15 protein-coding genes are annotated in these 20,306 nt (G+C 34.5%); 3 read left to right on the forward strand and 12 right to left on the reverse strand.

The features are described from left to right. Window positions 1–186 precede the first annotated feature (186 nt). The 3 genes from IGI88_RS05825 to IGI88_RS05835 form a co-directional block, all read right to left on the reverse strand. Window positions 187–2,529: a MucBP domain-containing protein gene (locus IGI88_RS05825; RefSeq protein WP_429960275.1), complete on the reverse strand. Its 2,343-nt coding sequence runs from the start codon at window positions 2,527–2,529 to the stop codon at window positions 187–189. A gap of 369 nt (window positions 2,530–2,898) precedes the next feature. After that, window positions 2,899–3,063, reverse strand: coding sequence for an N-acetylmuramoyl-L-alanine amidase (locus IGI88_RS05830; RefSeq protein WP_223347136.1), 165 nt, complete (start codon window positions 3,061–3,063; stop codon window positions 2,899–2,901). A 109-nt stretch (window positions 3,064–3,172) separates the two neighbouring features. Continuing rightward, the gene (locus IGI88_RS05835) at window positions 3,173–3,526 is read right to left on the reverse strand and encodes a DUF7006 family protein (protein ID WP_008381652.1); all 354 of its coding nucleotides are present in this window, start codon (window positions 3,524–3,526) and stop codon (window positions 3,173–3,175) included. A 761-nt stretch (window positions 3,527–4,287) separates the two neighbouring features. Here IGI88_RS05835 and IGI88_RS05840 point away from each other — a divergent pair. Next, complete coding sequence (locus IGI88_RS05840; protein WP_086372438.1) at window positions 4,288–5,004, forward strand: MerR family transcriptional regulator; 717 nt, start codon at window positions 4,288–4,290, stop codon at window positions 5,002–5,004. A 292-nt stretch (window positions 5,005–5,296) separates the two neighbouring features. On the opposite strand, the gene IGI88_RS05845 is transcribed toward IGI88_RS05840, so the two are convergent. From IGI88_RS05845 to IGI88_RS05880, 8 genes are all read right to left on the reverse strand, one after another. Then, complete coding sequence (locus IGI88_RS05845; RefSeq protein WP_016612618.1) at window positions 5,297–5,590, reverse strand: LPXTG cell wall anchor domain-containing protein; 294 nt, start codon at window positions 5,588–5,590, stop codon at window positions 5,297–5,299. Continuing rightward, window positions 5,587–7,959: a WxL domain-containing protein gene (locus IGI88_RS05850; RefSeq protein ID WP_223347137.1), complete on the reverse strand. Its 2,373-nt coding sequence runs from the start codon at window positions 7,957–7,959 to the stop codon at window positions 5,587–5,589. Before IGI88_RS05850 ends, IGI88_RS05845 begins: the two co-directional genes overlap by 4 nt. A 52-nt stretch (window positions 7,960–8,011) precedes the next feature. Further along, complete coding sequence (locus IGI88_RS05855; protein ID WP_016612620.1) at window positions 8,012–8,758, reverse strand: WxL domain-containing protein; 747 nt, start codon at window positions 8,756–8,758, stop codon at window positions 8,012–8,014. Between the two features lie 137 nt (window positions 8,759–8,895). After that, a complete protein-coding gene (locus IGI88_RS05860; protein WP_086298853.1) occupies window positions 8,896–9,924 on the reverse strand; it encodes a DUF916 and DUF3324 domain-containing protein in 1,029 nt (342 codons plus the stop codon). 1,323 nt (window positions 9,925–11,247) lie between these two features. Next, window positions 11,248–11,862: a hypothetical protein gene (locus IGI88_RS05865; protein WP_008381639.1), complete on the reverse strand. Its 615-nt coding sequence runs from the start codon at window positions 11,860–11,862 to the stop codon at window positions 11,248–11,250. A gap of 556 nt (window positions 11,863–12,418) precedes the next feature. Next, the gene (locus IGI88_RS05870) at window positions 12,419–13,270 is read right to left on the reverse strand and encodes a helix-turn-helix domain-containing protein (RefSeq protein WP_016612623.1); all 852 of its coding nucleotides are present in this window, start codon (window positions 13,268–13,270) and stop codon (window positions 12,419–12,421) included. A gap of 269 nt (window positions 13,271–13,539) precedes the next feature. Next, window positions 13,540–14,931, reverse strand: a complete 1,392-nt coding sequence (locus IGI88_RS05875; RefSeq protein ID WP_144330865.1) for a hypothetical protein — start codon at window positions 14,929–14,931, stop codon at window positions 13,540–13,542. 1,014 nt (window positions 14,932–15,945) lie between these two features. Beyond that, complete coding sequence (locus IGI88_RS05880) at window positions 15,946–16,533, reverse strand: TetR/AcrR family transcriptional regulator (RefSeq protein ID WP_051154589.1); 588 nt, start codon at window positions 16,531–16,533, stop codon at window positions 15,946–15,948. 249 nt (window positions 16,534–16,782) lie between these two features. Here IGI88_RS05880 and IGI88_RS05885 point away from each other — a divergent pair, with 249 nt between their 5' ends. Both IGI88_RS05885 and galE read left to right on the forward strand, forming a co-directional pair. After that, the gene (locus IGI88_RS05885) at window positions 16,783–17,427 is read left to right on the forward strand and encodes a GNAT family N-acetyltransferase (protein ID WP_016612626.1); all 645 of its coding nucleotides are present in this window, start codon (window positions 16,783–16,785) and stop codon (window positions 17,425–17,427) included. 399 nt (window positions 17,428–17,826) lie between these two features. Continuing rightward, a complete protein-coding gene (galE, locus tag IGI88_RS05890) occupies window positions 17,827–18,807 on the forward strand; it encodes a UDP-glucose 4-epimerase GalE (RefSeq protein ID WP_086332767.1) in 981 nt (326 codons plus the stop codon). Window positions 18,808–19,833: 1,026 nt separating this feature from the next. Here the strand turns inward: galE and IGI88_RS05895 are convergent. Continuing rightward, window positions 19,834–20,280 (reverse strand): carboxymuconolactone decarboxylase family protein, encoded by a 447-nt coding sequence (locus IGI88_RS05895; protein WP_086316665.1) that lies wholly within the window; start codon window positions 20,278–20,280, stop codon window positions 19,834–19,836. Between the last annotated feature and the right edge of the window lie 26 nt (window positions 20,281–20,306).

Below are 20,306 nucleotides of genomic sequence, written 5' to 3' on the forward strand. Positions count from 1 at the left end.
AATGAATCAAGAACTTTAAAGTTTGCAATTCCTTAAATGAATTATTCTTATATTTAGCGACTCCTATTTTATCTAGACATAGATTTCATTGTAGGTTTCTATACACAATATCGAATAGTATTATTAGAAATTTGATTCAAAAAGAGTGTCCAGAAACGATCATTTTCTGAACACTCTTTCTTCCTCTTATCGATTACTTCTTTTACGTTTTTTAATTGCTACAAATACGAGTGTGACTAACAAAGCTCCGACACTACTTAAAATCAGTTGTCCTTTAATCTGTTGTCCAGTTTTTGGTAAATGATTATTTGAATTACCATTGTTCTTAGGATTATGCGCTTTAGTGTTATATACGTACACCACTTCTTGTCCTGTATCACTGAAGGTGCCTGAAGCATTATCTGGGGTTTCTACTACATACCACCCTGGGATCTCTTTGGCTTCGCTTGTATATGGTAACCCTACTTTTCCGCTTAATACCGTTGGGTCTGCCAACTGATTCCCTTCGGAATCTTGATATTTCACCGTGACTGGTGCTGCATCGCTGCGTTCGTACACGTACACCACTTCTTGCCCTGTATCACTGAAGGTGCCGGAAGCATTATCTGGGGTTTCTACTACATACCACCCTGGGATTTCTTTGGCTTCGATTGTATATGGTAACCCTACTTTTCCGCTTAATACCGTTGGGTCTGCCAACTGATTCCCTTCGGAATCTTGATATTTCACTGTGACTGGTGCTGCATCGCTGCGTTCATATACGTACACCACTTCTTGCGCTGTATCACTGAAGGTGCCGGAAGCATTATCTGGGGTTTCTACTACATACCACCCTGGGATTTCTTTGGCTTCGCTTGTATATGGTAACCCTACTTTTCCGCTTAATACCGTTGGGTCTGCCAACTGATTCCCTTCGGAATCTTGATATTTCACTGTGACTGGTGCTGCATCGCTGCGTTCATATACGTACACCACTTCTTGCGCTGTGTCACTGAAGGTGCCTGAAGCATTATCTGGGGTTTCTACTACATACCACCCTGGGATCTCTTTGGCTTCGATTGTATATGGTAACCCTACTTTTCCGCTTAATACCGTTGGGTCTGCCAACTGATTCCCTTCGGAATCTTGATATTTCACCGTGACTGGTGCTGCATCGCTGCGTTCATATACGTACACCACTTCTTGCGCTGTATCACTGAAGGTTCCCGTCGGATTACCTTGAACTTCTTTTATAGTATACCCGTCTATTTCTAACTTATACTCTGGCGTTGTTGCATCAAAAGATTCACCAATATTACCGCTAATTTTTTGAGAAGGCTTCAATTCATTCCCTTCAGTATCAATATAACTCACCGTAACATCTGCAGCGGCTTCTTGATGATTGATCGAAAATTGGTGCAAATAGGTTCCTGAAGAAATGGCGTAAAAACTATATCCATCTGGATGAGCATAGGATCCGGCAGGATTATTCAGTCGTGCGTTATACTCCATTGTTTCGATACTTTCAAATTCACTTTGAGTAACCCCAGATACAGTAATCCCATCTTCTGTAATACTTAATCTTGAGGAGGGTACCTGTACACCATTCAAATCAAAGTACGTCTGACTAGTACTATTCGATTTTGTAAAAGGAGGCTGATATCCATCAAAATTTGTTAAACGATTAGGCATAATGGAAAATGGAACAAAAAATGATTGATTATCGGGATCGTAATTTAACTCTTTTGCAGATAATGAAGTAATCGCATCATTTCTTCCTGTGTTTTGGCCATAAGCAGCTAAGTTTGATAATTTGGGAAACTCATTTATCACAGTAAAATCTGTCACGCCACAGAACTGTATTCTTAATTCTGTTAGATTTGGTAATGCAACCAGAGGTGCAATTGTCGTAATATTCATATTGGACTCGAAACTTAGCGACTCTAGTCCTTTCATATTAACTATTTTTGAAAATACAGCATCGGTTACATTTGCGGAACTAAGATTTAATCTAGTTAAATTGGCACCAAAGTTTGGTACATTATCATCCGTTACATTAGCACCCATCAAATATACATAAACTAAGTTATTTAACGAAGTGAGAACGGAAAAGTCAGTAACCTGATTTTGGCCGCTCATATAAAATGATGATAGATTTGTTGCATATTCCAAGCCTGTCAAATCAGCAATAGCGGAATCTGCAGCGTAGATATAGAGAGTCTGAAGTTTGCTCATCTGTTCCTTCGTGATTTCGGACACATCTATACCTAAAGATTTAGCAACTACGGATTGTAGTGCTGGATCCGGAAGCCAAGCTGCAAAATCTTCTTGATCATTATTTACTGCGACCTCAGATGGATTTGCAGAACTTTGACTTGTCGTCTCATTTTCAACTTGGCTATTCCCCTGATCTTCGCCAGAATATTTTGCGTTGTTAGAAGAGCTTTGCGTTGTTGTTTCTTCCGTGGATTCATTATTATCTTCTGTCGAAGTATCAGAAGATTCACTTTGCGTTGTTGAAGAATCCAGCGTTGTAATCGAATTACTCATATTTTCAGATTCTTCATTAGTTGCTTGTGCTACACTTTCTTGTTGCTCATCTGATCGAACATTCACAATGGGAACAAAAAAAGAAGGTACTATTAAACTTGCCAAAGATATGTAGGAAAAAATTTTCTTTTTCATCTGCCAACTCCATCGTGGTATTTTTTTAACCACCTATTTTTATATCTCATCTATTGTAGTAATAATGTATTCTATAGTAAATACTTTTCAAGCAAGGACAGAGTTCCTTCAACCAAAAATAATCATTATTTTTATAAGATACTTGGTATTATGTAATAATAGTTCCTCTTTGTTTTTTAACAACCCCAGAACAAAATTTAAAGAATGAAAGTTTCTATCTTTGTTAAATGATAGTTAGTGAAAGTCTTCCCGATGTGGACCAAACGTCGAAGAGATGCCCAGATTCATGATAAGATAGATCATTTCTGCATTACCTTTGACCAATTCTGCTTTTCCCGTGTCATAGTTGGTAAGTGCATAGGATTCAATAAGCACGTTTAGCTTCTCGCAATTTTTCACGTCTGTCCTCTATCGTTCGGTTAGAAATTTTATTACGTCTTCATAGGATTCCATACCTGACTTCAAAATATATTATAAAAGACTACTTTTCCTTGATTCTTTTTCCAGATCACTTTATTTTAAAAATTAGTGAATGGCTAGTTACATCATTCAATTTATATCCACATAATTCTTTATTGTAGTATGGATAATCTTGTTCTACTATTTTTAACACTTCTTCGTCTGAAAAATCAAAATCTTCAATAGTGATAATGAGTTCTCGTAATAATACTAACTTAGAATCTATTCCCATAATTATTGGAATATCAATCCAAAAATTCGCGGACGTTAATGCTTCTATCAATTCTTTTAATTTTTGAACTTGATTTTCAATATAATTTTTTATCAACGGATGTGCTTTTAACTGCTTTTCTTCAAATTGAAATTCTTTGATATATTCAGATAGATTACTGATTTCGATCATAATTTTCGTCCTTTCCAAAATGAAATCAATACTATAAGCCGGTTTCATTTATTGTTTTTCCCTAGATGAAAGCCTCTGAAAGAAGATGCTTCCTTTACAGGTGAACAATGACCTATTTGAAAATTAAAAGAAAAACGCAAGTTGTTTGTTGCGCTGAACTATACACATTAAAGTTGGTTTGAGGTCTAGTTTTTAAAAAGCAATCGTCCTCTTAATAAATAACTGATATTTCACTCGTTATCCAAATGCCAAGTACTATAAGATCTATAATCTAAGTGGATTGGAAGAACCTTTAAGTATTTGTAAATTTTTATTTATCCTTAGGTAAGAAAGCTCAATTCAATGACAATGCTTTTTTTATAGAAAATGAGTTTCTTTATTCATTTCCTACTACAGCTTATTAATTCCCCTTGAATCTATACCTCATTAATACTACCCTTCGCTTTATTTCAAAATACGAATTTGTTGATTTTTTAAACCTTCAAAATCAACAGTTGGTGATTTATACAAAATAGAAGAATTGCGTTTTTACTTTCATAATGTCCTGACTGATTAGTTGATAGAATTAAAATAATGCATTACTATTCTTTTAAATAGAGTTGAAGAATATGGTCTATTTGTTTATAGTATTTTAGAAAGTTAAGATTACTTTAATCAAATTTCAAAGTCGAAGATGATGTGTTCTACTACTTATATATCTCTATAAGTTACAAAAAAGAGGAGGAATTGTTATCTCAAATAAAAAAAGAACGATAACGGAAATTGCTAATCTATTCAATATTGAACCTTCAACTATACGGTTTTGGGAAAAAAAACAACTAATTTCGTTGAGTAGAGACGAAGAGAATAACTACAGATATTTTGATGCTCATTCTATATTACAGTTAGTTGATATTACTTTTTTTAGAAACTTAGAAATTCCCATTACCGATCTAACCCTTCATTTAAATGGTGATTTGGATCAAAGAAACCAAATATTAAACAATACTCTTATTACCGTTGACAACTGGATCAAACAATTAAATGCTGTATCAAAAGTACTTAATACAAGAATAAAGGATATTGCTCATATCAATCATTGTTTAAACGGAGAGAAAAACCTAAATCTAGAGTTTCCTTTTTCGAAATTTGAACCTCTTGATCTTTACAAAAAAGAACACATTTCTTCTTTATTAAATAATCCAACAAATTTTTTATTATTATTTACTGGAGATCATTTTGATACCATAACAGAAGAAATTGGCATTATAGACATTCCCAATAACACTATTCCTAAAGATCTCCTTGCGGAATCAAGTGAAATATACTTTGGTGGGGCGTTAACTGTTGATAGATACGACTATAGTGAAAATAACTTGAATCAGTTATTGGATGATATACAAGATTCTGCCGATTACTCCAGTGTAGTCGCACAGTACATCGTCGGAGGTTTAGAAAATAATCGGCCTATTGACTACTACTTTTTTTGGCTTCTGTAACTGATCATTATCTATGAAAACAATCAAAGCAGAGGGATTAAAATGAACATTTTCTAAGTAATCATTCCCAAAGTTTCATCATGTATGTAGTATTATTTATCGTAGGAATGATTTCCTAAACACTACACTTTTGCAATCTATTATTTCTCGATTATCAAGATATTCCTTTATAAAATGATGTTAAAACTACTACGTTACTTTAATTGCTTATTATTAAGATATTAAGGTACTATATGTTTCTATTATATTTTTTCATATTGTTAAACACCAAAACATATAGTACCGAAAAAAATCAACTTGTCTTTTCTTTCTTTTTTATTAACCAAACTATTAAGATTACGCTGCCTCCCAAAAAGCTCATTGAAGAAATTACTCCTCCTGTTTGTGGCAGACTCTTCTGAATATCTATTTCTGATGGTTGACTATCTAATTCATTTTGTTCAGAACTTACTGTCTCTTCTCTCTGATAAAATTGTACCCCCGCTTGATTCTCATAAGTAGATGCTTCTACGCTTGGCAAAGAATTTGAATAATTCATATAAAGAGAAATTATACTGAAAAAGAGTACGATTAGTATTTTCTTCATTCGCTTCCTCCCAACGTAGGATCACCCACTAGTTCCCAAGTGATCACTGAGCGATACGTCCCATCATCCACTGGCGTATTCGCCGGCAATCTCAATTGAACGCCTGTCAAAGATCCATTCATTACTTCCCCAATTTGAATCTCTGTTGTACCGTGTTCTCCTTCATATAATTCATTGGGATTGCTCATTGCCCCAACTAACTTCGGAGTGTGGCTCAATACAATGTCTTTTGACGGAACCGTTAACCCCGTATGGACCGTTTCTTGGACACTTAAATCTTTGAGTATCATCGTTGCCCCAGTCAACACTTGCTTTTCTGAATTCACAAATGGACTAGCAGAAACAAAAATGGACCATTGCGTAGTATTGCTGTAATCATCAATCGTAATGGTTGGTGCGTGTTCACCCTTGGCCGCTACCTCTTGATGGCGGCTTGATTGCTCAATGATTCCAAAATTAAAATTTCCATTCGTTACATTAGCCAGCTCCAACCGACCTGGTTCAACCGTAAAAGGCACTTCATAATCACGTAGAATAAATTTCCCAGTACTCAAACGTTCTTCAACACGAATAATTCCGACTACTTGTCCGATTTTGGATGTATCGGGATATTCTTGAAAACCGCTAATCGAGACATGACTGGTGTCAGAAAGATCTAAATATTTTGATATGTTTGCCTCCAATTCTTTTTCAGACATTCCTAACTGAATAGTGGTAGGATTTGGGTGTGCTCGATCAAATGTCAATAGGCTGTATCCATTACTTGTCAATTCAAAATATGCACGATTATTCAAGCTATTTACTCTTTCAGATTCAGAATGGGGGGCGTCATATTTTCTGAGTCGTGTAGGTTCACGATGATAGACTTCGACAATATCGCCAACTTTAGCATTTGTCTCCCCAAAACCGTTCCCAAAGTCAGAAACAGCTGAAGCAATCGTTTGAGTTCCTCTTACATCATACGAATAGGTCAACGTATCAGTGCCTATGACACGCCGCGTGTTATCACCTAAATCATGTATGCTAAAGTTATAATAAATACCAGAAAAATTGTTGTGTACATTTCCTGTCGTGCTTGTCGTTCCTCTTCGAGCAGTGATAATTCCAATGTCGGAATGCCAAGTGTAGATCCCAGCACTATAGTCATTAAACCCACTGAATCTTATGGCGTTTCCGAAAGTAACTGTAATTGGTATCTCGAGTATTAATTGTTGACTAGTTCTGTTATGGTTTAATACTACAGAAGCACTGGTTGTTGTTCCGACAATACTCGTATCTGGAGATTTATTTATATTAAGGGTATACTCATCACTTGATAACAAGCCTCCATTAAGCGAAACATTGGTTATGGCCTGGGTAAGCTGACTTTCCGTCAATCGACCACCTAAATCAATTGTTTGAGGCACAACTTCTGCTGTCAATGCACTCTTCGCATAAACATAGGTCACTTCGATGACTCTTCCTAAAATATAGTTTCCAGAAGCTTCACCTCTGATTTCTAGAAGATAAAATTCGTCCAAATTTAAAGCCTCTGTTGTATATTCCGCCCCTGGCATCCCAAGATTTGACTCAGCATCACCTATCTCCTTTCCAGACTCATCAATATGAGTTACATTGAGTATTCCCCCCAAGGCCATTAAACGTGTACTGGATGTCACATCCGGTTCTCTTCTAACCGTATCGCCACGCATATTTACGACAAATATTCCGAAAGTAAGTTCCCCAAAATCGAAATATCCTCCTAAACCGTCAAAGATAATATCTACAGGCGCATGTTTATTAACAAAACCAAAAATTTCAAGAGTAATCCAACCATTTCCTGGAGAACTATCTGCTCTCGTTCGAAAATCTACATAATCAGACCTAATGTCCGTAAAAAAGGCAGCACTGATATCATTTCCATGCGCATCAACCGCTCGAACACTAAATCTTGAAAACTGATTACTGATTCCATAAACACGTGCCACATTGTACGCTCCGGGATTCACTCCGTTAAACGCAGTCGTAAGTTCCATATTAATAGTAGCGATTAGAATTGGTTCATCTATGTGCCAATCACTTATTGTGCTAGTGACAATGCTAGTTAATCTTTGATTTCTTTGCAATTGATCTTCAATAACTCCCTCGACAGTATCTTCAATTGATGACTCTTCCAGATTTTTTGCACTTGTTTGATCAGAGGATCCATCTGATTCTGTCTCCGATTCTTCTCCCTGCTGCTCCTGATTATTACTAGTTTCTTGGATCTCTTCTTCGTAATCAGATTCACTCGTAGACTCTTCGATCACAGTGGCCACAACGATCGCGGGAAATAAAAAATGAGTTGATAGAACTAGGCTCAACACAAAAACAAGTAAGACTTTTTTCATTGGACTATCCCTTTCTCTTTGGTTTCTGTACTGGAGAATAGGGGACATCCCCTTATTCTCCAGATGCGTTTGTTGGATCCGCGACCAACTCCCAAACTAGTGCAGTTGAGTAAGCCGTATCATTTTTTGTGGTATTGGCTGGAATACGTAAGACAACGCCATCAGTCTGTCCTTCTGCATTCGCATTCCCCAGAGCTAGTGTCCATGCACCGGCACCCTGTGAAGCATTGGCGGTTGCCAAAGTTTGTGCGGCTTCTCCTAATACAATCTCGTTTTGATTCGCAATGGGCGTAGCTGATGTGGGATTCACATAACGCAGACCACTCAAGGTGATCGTTGCTCCTTGCAGCTCATGTCCGCTTGCATCACTCAATTGTTTAGGCTGTGAAACTTGCAGCTCCCAGCCTAATCGATCACTCCCACGACGATCTTCTGTTGCGACAAATGGTACCCGTCCTTCTTCTGATGTACCAGAAAATATATGGTCCAATCGTGCCTCTTGAACGATTTCACTTGAAATATTCGGAATCTTACCAAAATCAAAGTTTGAAACATAATTGATTCTTAGTCGGCCTGGGTGGGGGTTAACTGGTACTTCAGGATCTACTTCTTCTCCTGGATTTTCTGGATCTGGAATCACCGGATTAGATGAATCATTTTCTAAAATAATCACCGTTCCCTCTGTCCTTGCGTTCGTCGCATCCTCATACTCTACTTCTGCTGCCTGACTAATTAATGTACCTAGTCCCATACTTCCCGCTAAAAGTGCTGCTGCTATTGTGATTGTTGTTTTCTTCATTGTTCATCCTCCAATTTTTTTGTTTTTTCTTTGTTTTGTTCGTACGTGTTGCTTTCTTATTCTCCTTTATTCTCAATTGATTTAGTATTTTTCCCCTTCCGGTTTCAGCTGGATGAACACTATAAACCAGCATTTTTTTAGAGCGATTCAGCCTTCTTTCTCCCATTAATTCTAATCCATCTGCCAATAATCAGGAGAATAAGAAGTCCAATTCCCCCTAAAATCAGATAAGATAGATAAGGCGTCCTCTCATCAATATTCACTGCACTTTGGTTTAACTGGCGGGCTTCTGACGCGGCAATCGTGAAATTTTCTTCAAAATGATACTCCTTCCCATCTGCTTTTACCCTCATTTTAAGAACATAGTCCCCAGCCTTTATGGGTCGTTCCCCCGTTGGTATACCAAAATTAAAATTAGAATTGGGCGCCATGCGAAGATCGTAGACATCGTACGTATAAATCGCTGCTTTCCCCCCTTTTTCAGTCACAGTAGATTCAACACTCATATTGCGAACAATCGATGCTGCACTATTTTGAATGTTAGCTTCAATAAAGTTTCGATAATTTCTTTGTCCTGTTGTAATGTCTTTTAAATGCAAGTCATTTTCAACTGTTTCCCCGTCTTTTTTGTTTAACAAAATACCAACGGTGTACGCAACTTCATGAACTACTGTTTGTTCGCTTATATTTTTAACTTCTTCCATAAACCGAATCCCTCCGAGAATGTCTCCCGCCCAGTCTTCTTCTGGGAATAAAACTACTACTTTCATGGTGACAAAACCTAACGCTGGAATCGTACGTTTTGCTTCGTCAATCTTGACCAATTGATCCATTCGATGCGTTAATGAATCATCGTACGTGTCTTCTGCCAAATAACCAGGGATACCATTTTCATTGGTGGAAGCGGGATTCACCGCAGCTTTTACCGTAATTGCTACATCAGACGCATTATAAATCCTAATAGAAACTTCACGTTTTTCTCCCGGCTGACCGTCGAAATGGTAATAGCCTTGCGCATTTACATTTCCATCCTCATCTAACGTTTGAATCGAAAAATTATTCACCTCATCTGCATAGCCTGTTTGATAAAAAAAACCAAGACTTAGGATTACCGTAAATAGAATCCATCGGATTGCGTGTTTCTTTCGTTCTTTCTTTGTTTTCAATATAATTTCCTCATTTCATAAAAGTGAGATAGTTCATTATTAAATATTTAATTCACAAATTAATATACGGGTTAAACCAGGTTTAAGGTCAATGCCTTTTTTTCAAAAAAAAACTACAAAATAAAAAAAAATTCAAAAACAGACTTGTAAATGCTGATTTATTAGGCGTTTTCCTGAAAATAAATTAAAATGATCTTTCTTAATTTTTATAAATTAGCATTTATAATAATCAACAGTCTTATTATTTCCTTTCCCACTTGAAATATATTGAACAATTGATTTAATAAACTCAGCTCTATAGAATCCTTCTCTCTTAACACGTACAATGTACTTTCTGATTGCTTTCAATATCAACTTCTAGCAATCCGTCAAAAATAATCTGAGCGCTCGCCACTTTTTTTCTAGAGGAGCTTTTTGATTTACCGATAGGTTGAATGATAATCCCATCTTTCATTACGTTTGTTGAATTTTGTTCAAAAAACAATACAAAATACGCAACGGTAGTTACGTATTGTTACATATGTTCTTTCCGCAACAATTAAAGTGTCTCTATTTCTATAAACTTTCTTTTTAAATGAACAATATTTTGTATATCAATAGACACAAAACGAAAGCTACGTGCTTCAATTGTCATAAAAAAAGAGGGTCCAGAAACTAGTCATTTTCTGAACACTCTTTTAATAGTTTCATAATGCACATTCCATTATCCGAAATTTATTTTTGCACAACATATTTAGCTGCCAATAATGATTTGTATATTTCATTCGGCAAAAAATCCATGGAATATACTCTACTGTTCTCTGAAATAATACCTTTTTGATCTAGTTATTGAATTACTTAAGGAGTTATGAAATAAGTAACTAGAAAGGATCAAAACCTTTTAAGTTTCTGTTCACTTTTGATGAGCTGTTCTAATACTCACAAATCTGATTTTTAAGTGAACAATGAGTTGTATCCGATTCTATAGATACAAAAATAAGCTACTCGTTCAGAAAATAAACGAGTAGCCTTGAACTGCCAAAATCTCTAAGGTGTAAATTCTTTAATTTTGTAAAAAAATGATTATTGATACAAGAGAATTTCCTTAACAATTTTGATTGAATCTACCATAAAAAACGATCTTCCTACTTAAGTACATAAAAAAGGTATCTAGAGAGGATTCATTTTCTAGATACCTTTCTTTATAAATAGTTCCCAGCGAAAGGAAACATTGCTCCTAAAATATAAGCGTATGTTCACTCGTTTTTCTATTATACACTCAAAAAATTATTCAAGCAGCACGACTATTGCAGGGAAAACCGAATCTATCTTAGAGATTCTATGCTATTTTGCTTTGTTTGCTTCATCGACAGCTTGTTGCGCTTTTTCCTTACTTCCATTGCTGTCATTAGCTTTACTAATTGCGGCTTGCAGTTCACTGTCCACTTGACTCAACGCATCATTGGTATTATCGACGTCTATGGAGCTATCGCTTAAACCGGCGTCCGCAGCAACTGCGTTCGCATAATCCTTTAGCTTCGTATTTGCAGATTCTAAATCTTTTGCATATTGCGCTACCTTATTAACATTGGCGTTCGCACCACTTACAGCAGCAGAAGCTTCACTATTTTGGGCTTGCACGTTTTCGATTGTTTCATTGGCCGCTTGTAAATCACTTTCCGCTTTTGCTTTTGCTGCTTCAGCTTCCGCTTTTTCTTGGACTAGTTGTGCTATTTGGGCTTTTTGACCTTTAATCTCTATCCCCAAAGCGCTTAAAACTTGTGCAATTCTTATGGAATCGTCTTTTGTCCCCAAAAAATGAAACGTCGTTGCAATCGCTGCATAGGCGCCCACACTAAATGAAAAGATCATTCCCAGTGCAGCAAGAGCTAGGACACACCCTTTCTTATGCTCTTCAATATACCTTCCGATCCTTGTTTGTTTCCTTCTTTCTCTCATACACTTCTTCCCTCTCTCATTTTAATTATTTATACTTCTATCTTTCGATAGTTTTTTTATATTGTTTGCTAACTTAGACGATGATAGTCGCTACTCACTCTCTCATTACCCTTTGTTGAACAGCAACTAAAATAAACTCAGTTACAAATCGACTCCATCCCATCCATAAATGAAAAATGGCCAATATCAATGTCCTAGATTTGATTACAAAGTAAATCATCAGAAAACCAGTTCTGCCGGAACACTATTGTGACATTAAGCACAATGTATAGTTTATCAAACCTCGTTTGTTCGAATCATTTTGGTCTGGTATTTCGGACTTTCCAGATTTGCTGAATTCCACTTTCCTTTTATAAACCTATGAAAATAAGCAATAAAAAAAAGAGTTCAAAAACGTTTTAGTTTTTTGAACCTTTGCTTCTGTAATCCCCTATACTTTTTGAACTATATTTACACAAAGCGCCTATCTATGAGTCACCTTGCATGGCGCTGTCTTAAACATTATATTTAGTAGCTTCTAACTTCAACATAGATTTAATACACTGGAATCAGCATGTTACTCCAACAATAACGAGAACATTTTTGATAAAGGTGCTTGATCAAGTTCAACCATGATGTCTAGCATTCTTGTTGCCATTGTTCTTCCCTGCTCCTCATTGACTGTCCTCATAATCAGTAATCCTTCAAAAAATTTGTACAGCGTTCTCGAAAAAAAGTCTTGGAAACTGGTGGATAACAACCCCAATTGGGTAAGTAAAACTTCTGCAAACTCATACTGATTTTTTACAAATGTATATTCAATAATATTAATCAGGAGACCACAATATACTTCTCTGCCTTTCTCAAATTGAATATAATACTCCAGCAGTTTAGAAACTCTTTTAAAAAAGATAAATATAAATTCGTGATCTAAAAAATCTAGTGTATTGGCAAATAAATGTATTTCTTGAAGCGTCCAGCTTTCAATCCCCATTAAATAGGACAAAATCAGTTGCTTATCTTCTTCTAAAACGACAGCGGTATTGTATACTCCATAAACTTCTAAATGCTGTAAAATTCTTATTCTCGAGCGTACCTCAGCCACTCTGATCGCATTTATTTGTCCTGATTTTCTTTCTAGTTCTTTTAAAAGTAACGCTAATCCTTTTATGTCTTGCTTATTAGATAGGTTGGCGTAATGATAAGTGTAATGATTTTGTTCATTTAATTTATAGCCATTGGCAATAAACAAGAACTCGCTAATATCCATAGACAAGTTTTCTAATATCTTAATAAGGACATCAGAAGATATATTATGTTTCCCTTTCTCAAATTCAATCGCATATGATTTTGAGATAATATTTCTATAGACTTCTTTTTGACTAAATCCTTTTTTTAGCCGTATTTCTCTAATCGTTTCTCCAAACATGCATTATCCCTCTCTAAAAACGTGATACATTTCTAAATAAAACTGAGTAATACTAAAGTGCATATCATAAAAAACCATTTCATAAATTATTCTCCTTTTCTATTTTTGATGTTCTATGGCACCTAAAGATTATGCTTTCACTGAGAATCTAGACAAAGACTGATCACAATAGCTTCAGTCTTTGCCTATTTTGATTTCTATACAGTTTCTGCGTACCCGGCAGATGACGTTTGGAGAAAATTATTATCCAAATCAATTAATTAAATTGATTAGTTCTTTGTTTTCTTCACTCTTATGCTAACTACACCTAGGACACTTATAACTAAAAAACCTACAGCTTGTAAAATATTGGAAAATAGCGTACTTTCACCAGTCTTTGGGAAAGTATGACCGTTGTTTTTAGATAAAATATTAGAAAAAGCAGTGTCTTTTTTGATAGCTCTCATGGGAACGCTTTTTTTAGCTGAACTTAAAAACCTAACAGGTTTCGCTACAACATCCGTTTTTGTCTTTTCTTTTGATGTTGATCCATTTGTTCGGTTCGATCCTTTTCCACTAGTTTCGGCTATCCTTGTATCTTCTTCGGACTTTGTTGCTTCTGTTGTGGTTGGTACGGCTCCTTTTTTAATCGTTGTCGTTCCTAATGTCGGATCTGTTGTTGTTGGTTGTTCTACAGTTGCTTCAACGGTCATTCCCGTTTGACTTTCTATTGTTGATTCATTTGTTTGGTTTGATCTTGTCTTTGTGGTACCAGCCATTCTTGTATCTTCTTCGGGCTGTGTTGCTTCTGTTGTGGTTGGTACAGCTTCTTTTGTGATCGTTGTCGTTCCTAATGTCGGATCTGTTGTTGTTGGTTGTTCTACAGTTGCTTCAACGGTCATTCCCGTTTGACTTTCTATTGTTGATTCATTTGTTTGGTTTGATCTTGTCTTTGTGGTACCAGCCATTCTTGTATCTTCTTCGGGCTGTGTTGCTTCTGTTGTGGTTGGTACAGCTTCTTTTGTGATCGTTGTCGTTCCTAAGGTCGGATCTGTTGTTGTTGGTTGTTCTACAGTTGCTCCAACAGTCATTCCCGTTTGACTTTCTATTGTTGATTCATTTGTTTGGTTTGATCTTGTCTTTGTGGTACCAGCCATTCTTGTATCTTCTTCGGGCTGTGTTGCTTCTGTTGTGGTTGGTACGGCTCCTTTTTTAATCGTTGTTGTTCCTAATGTCGGATCTGTTGTTGTTGGTTGTTCTACAGTTGCTCCAACAGTCATTCCCGTTTGACTTTCTACTGTTGATTCATTTGTTTGGTTTGATTTAGATTCTGTGGTACCTACTGTTGTTAACATTTGTTGGTGTACCGATGTTCCTTCATCTTGTACTTGTATTTGAACTAATTCGTTCGGTTTGTCTGAGTCAGGTTCCTTTAGTTCAGGGTAATATGATGAGCCTTGTATTGATTCTAATGAATCGGAGACGATCTTGCCGTATTCTCTTGTTTCATCATTGAACCAGACATTGCCGTCCTTAGACCATCTATCTCCCTTATCATCAACTGCTCGGCTTTCACTTAAACGTGTAACATGATGACCATTGATTGTATCCGCATGAGCTTCCGCTGCAAACACTAGAATAAATCCCGCAGCTAAAGTAGTAGTTATAACTCTCTTTTTCATTATTTACTCTCCTATAAATTTCTAAATAAATGTTTCAGCTGAGCATCATTGTGATAAAAAACACAACCGAAAACATTTTTAAATTCATTCCTAATTTTCTGAAACTAATCTTGCAGTTTTCATTATAGTCTCCTTTAAATAAAATTTGCATTAGGTCTTATATTTGAGACCATCTTATTGGCCATATTTAAAATATCTTAAATATAGATCTTTTATAAATAATTCTGTTTATGAGTTATCCGTAAAAAGGGTCATAAACTATTAAGTTTCTGACCCAATCAAATAATTATTCAATCAACCATAAAATGATTTTTCAATCTAAAAATGAGTGATTTACGATTCTATGGTCACAAAACAAAATGATTGATCTCAATTATTTTATATAAAAAATGAGTTCAGAAATTAAGCATTTTCTGAACTCTCTTTTACACTTACCAATCACCTATATATTATTATCAAGTTATTACTTTTTAACTTATTTTTTACAACTAAATTTTTATTCATCACCAAGACCAGGATTATCCACTTTAAATTCGTCGTCTCTTATTTATCTTTGTAACTTCAATAATTAGTATCTGAATTGATTCAGCAAATCGATAAAATAATATAAACACAGTTACTTTCATACCAACTTTTATACTAAACACTTAATTGAAATCTATTGAAAATTAGATTTATTTAAGTGATATTCTTTTAATTTCCTGTTCCAAAGCTCTTTATCTACTCCATCTATTTCTCTAATTACTCTAGCAGGATTGCCACCAACGATAGTATTTCCAGGGACATCTTTCGTTACTACAGATTTTAAGAATCAGGTTGTGATTAATAAAAATTACACTATCCAATCATTCAACTCTTCAAATTTCCCTAATTTATCAAAGTCTTATCTTAAATATCTTTCGTTCTCAAAAACTGTCAATGTGGAATTCGGTATCACTTTCACTAGATTTAAATTTCCTTGTTCAGTCAAAGCGTTGTATCAGTGTAATTGTTTATCCATAGGTGAACAATAAATTATAGCTTCTCTGTTGCAATATTTTTAGATAAATAGTATTCAAAATTTATATCCATAGATAGTAGCATACCGATAAACTCTTCCTTAGGACAATTAAATTCGGATTCTATCCAAGATTTTATCATAGAAAGAAAGCCACTTATATGATAAACACTATACAGATTCATCTTAAAGCCCACAGCATGGTCTCCATATACTTCTTTCCATTCATCTGAAACAGATTTTTCCAAAAAATTGGTTAAATCTGAGAAGAATTTTGTGTCGTAATCGTTTCTAAATACCATTTTACATACTGATTTATTGTTTATAATGTACTCAACAACATGCCTAAAAAATTCTGTCATTCCATTTTTTTGTTTATCCATTATCTCTTTCAAATCTTTCACAACACTATCTTCAATTTGTTCATATAAGTCATATATATCTTTATAGTGACTGTAAAATGTAGCTCTATGAATATCCGATTTGATACACAATTCTTTAACTGTAATTTTCCTCAACTCTTTGCGTATCATGATTTCTGATAAACCTTCTTGTAAAGCTTTCTTAGTTTTTCTAACACGAGGATCTTCATTAGTGCTTTTCATATATACCTCCATTTGTTTACATATATTCGATGGGAATATTCAGCATAAATATTAACGCTAATATAATTATGTATATAAGAAAATACTTTTCACAAGCTTTTTATTCAGTATTGTACACTACATATAAAGATTGTCTATTAAGCGACACTTGTACTACTTATTGAATATTGTATTGAAAAAATCAGTAGATTAAACTTATGACTATAAACATATTTACTACATAATTATGATTAGGAGTGAAGGGCAAAAATGATAGAATATAAAAAAATGGAGAAATCCTACCTTTATCAAGCAGCTAGAATGAATGCTATTAGTTTTTCTGATTACCCTCTTGTGGGTAAAATTCGCAACGAATTTGAAAGTAACGAAGCTTTTATTGATTTTTTGACTGAAGCTCTTAAAGTTTACATCTATGCTCATAGTAAGAAAAATACAGTCTTTTTAGGTTTTGAAAACAATAAAATTAGATCTTTTGCTATCTTAGTTAGTCCTCGTGATAAAAAAGTAAATTTCTTTGATTATATGACATCTGGTGGAGTAAAACTATTAACAATGGCTCCTATAAGCAAAATTTTCTCACTATTACAACTGTTAAGCACCGGGCATAAAGCTGTAAATAGTTTTGCAGGAAAAACGTGGATGCTAGAATCATTGGCTGTAGACTCTTCCCAACGAGGGAAAAACTATGGAAGTAAAATGATCAATGATTGTCTTTTACCATATATAAAAGAAAATAAGCCCCAAAAAAGAACAGAGTATTTCATCACATTTACTAATACTGAACGAAACAGACGATTCTATTCTAAAAATGGTTTCTTTGAATTCGATTCATCGGTAATTAAAGATGGTAATCAAAATATAGGTAACTGGAGTTTTAAAATGGATATCAACTAATTTATCTAATATAAGTTTCTATCGAAAAGCAATCCGGAGTAAATTTGATTTAAAAAACTATATTCTAAGAATTGAAGCTTGCGGCGAGTTTCATATACTCACAAATTACAACCGAATCTTTAAGTGGTCTCTATTCAAGTTCATTTATCAATGATCTCCACATATAAGGCATCAAACATGAGTTAATAGCAAGAGCGTGCAGCGTTTAAAAGTAGTCAAAATTAAACTATAAGTATCACATATTCAAATAATGAAATACAAATTCTTTATAAACTTAAACTTTACCCATTTCATTAATTGTTATTGTCTAAAATTATGTTCGTCAATTAAAATAAATGATATCCAGTTAATCAATTAATCAGATTGGCTGACAAAAATAGTGTTACATTGGAGGTCCTTATGTCAGTTTTAGTTTTAGGCGGTGCGGGTTACATTGGTTCAAATGCAGTGGATATGCTTATCAATCAGGGATATGAGGTCGTAGTCGTTGATAATCTTTGTACTGGATTTAAAGAAGCTGTTCATGACAGAGCAAAGTTTTACGAGATAGATATACGAAACAAAAAGTTACTGCGTTCTGTTTTTGAAACTGAAAATATTGACTCTGTGATGTATTTTGCTGCCTTATCTCTAGGTCGTGAATCTGTCGAACAGCCCTTAAAATATTTCAACAATAATGTTTACGGAACACAGATTGTTCTTGAAGTCATGCAGGAATTTAACATAAAATATATTGTCTTCTCTTCGTCTGCTTCAGTCTATGGCAATACAGAAATGAATCCTGTTCATGAATTAATACCTACTGCACCAATAAATCCCTACGGATGCTCTAAAGTAATTATGGAGACAATGATGGACTGGGTTAGCCGATCATCCAACATGACATTTGTTTCTATGCGCTATTTTAATGTCGCTGGGGCTAAAAAGGATTTTACACTTGGTGAAGTGCGTCCTCGTCTGATTCCTATTATTCTAGAAGTGGCTCAGAGAAGGCAAGAAAAGATAACCATTTTTGGGAACACTTATACTACTCATGACGGTACCTGTGTACGTGACTACATTCATGTCTTAGATTTAGTTGAAGCACACATATTAGCCTTGGAATATTTAAAATGTGGTGGTGCGAGTGAAATTTTTAATCTAGGATCCTCGAAAGGTTACTCTAATTTAGAAGTGATAAATGCAGCTGAAAAAGTTACAGGGAAAAAAATCCCAGTTGAAATCGTTACGAGTGTCGTTGGAGATGCTTCTTCTTTAATAGCTTCAAACAAAAAAATTAAAACTATTCTTGAATGGGAGCCTAAGTATAGTGGAATTGAGGAAATTATTTCTGATTCTTGGGGATGGCAAAAAAAATACCCAGATGGTTACTCGAATTGATTAGTTAAATAACCTGTTCTTTGACATTTAGTGTTGGTAGAACCAGAAAAATGGTCACATTCATCTCAGCGTGAATGTGACCATTTTCTATTTTCAACATGTGTTCTATCTTTAAAATATATTTATTTTATCACTTTTGAAAGTTATAAAAAAAGATAAGGTAATAATATAAACTAAAAATAAAGGGAAATCATTAATCTTAATTTAAACATCTAAGTTGATTATACTCAGAATCAACCAACGAAATTATTGTGAATATTTTAGAATAATAAGATATTATATATACGGTTATTGAAGTCGCTAATACCAGTTGGACTATTATCAATAAAGTATCTGGTTGCAAATTTGATAAAATGAAAAGGATCTTTTTGGGGAAAAATTTTATAACAGTTTTAGAAACAGGCACCATAGTAATGCAATATAACTTAATTTTTAGAAATATGAGAATAAGAATAATTAAAAGCCCGTATCCCCGAAATAAATTATTTTTAAATCGAGTATTTCTAATTTTAAACACTGCAGAGGTTGCTCTTTCTAGATATGATGAGAAGTAAATTATACCCAGATCCTCAACTTTAAATTTTGTGATAAATTTAAAGTAAATATGTTTAGAAATAAACTTAGTAACAGGTTTTAACATCAATATCGTCTCAAAAAAAATATATGTCGTGACTATTGATTTCAGTTTAAACGTTTTATTAATTAGTATATATATGAAGAAAACTACAATAACTAAAAAGAAATAAATGTATTGCTTTGCTATAGTACTCTCTTTAGAAATATAACTTTGTACTTCAGTAACGTAACTGCTTCTTTGCCTAAAAAAAGCTTTGACACTTTATTAGCTATTTTCTCTCACCTCGAATCTTTCTTTTCTATTTTAAATTAACTAATCTTATTACATTCGTATTCTCAATTTCTATATGGTATCGAAAAAAAGATATAAATGTTAAGTTTCTGACCCTCTTTTCTTGTTCTATAAAAAAAACCGAGAGGAAAGATCCTCTTCGGCTTCTGACAATAATTTTAATTTTGGCTAGACGCAAAATTCCCCATTGAAATGGACACTCTATTCCAACTATTAATTTGAGTAATTAATAGTACTAGTTCAACATATTCTTTTTCATCATAGTAATCGCGTACACGAGCATACAAGTCTTCAGGAACTTTTAAATCTGAAATTAATGTTATAGCTTCTGTAAGCTCCAAAGCGACCTTTTCTGCATCCGTATAAAAATCACACTCTCTCCAAGCACTTATACAGTAGATTCTTTGTTCTGTTTCCCCTAATTTTCGAGCATCGCTGCTATGGAGGTTTAGACAAAAAGCACAGCCATTGATTTGAGAAGCACGAATTTTAATAAGCTCTCGTAGATTTTTATCAATCTCTGTTTTACTTAAGTATTTTTCCATTTCCAACAAGTGTTTCATTCCATCAGGTGCTGTTTTATAATAATCAATTCTTTGTTTCATTTCACTTTCTTCCTTCCTATTGACGC

It is taken from the genome of Enterococcus sp. AZ179 (assembly GCF_050498885.1).
Classification (GTDB): Bacteria; Bacillota; Bacilli; order Lactobacillales; family Enterococcaceae; genus Enterococcus_D; species Enterococcus_D entomosocium.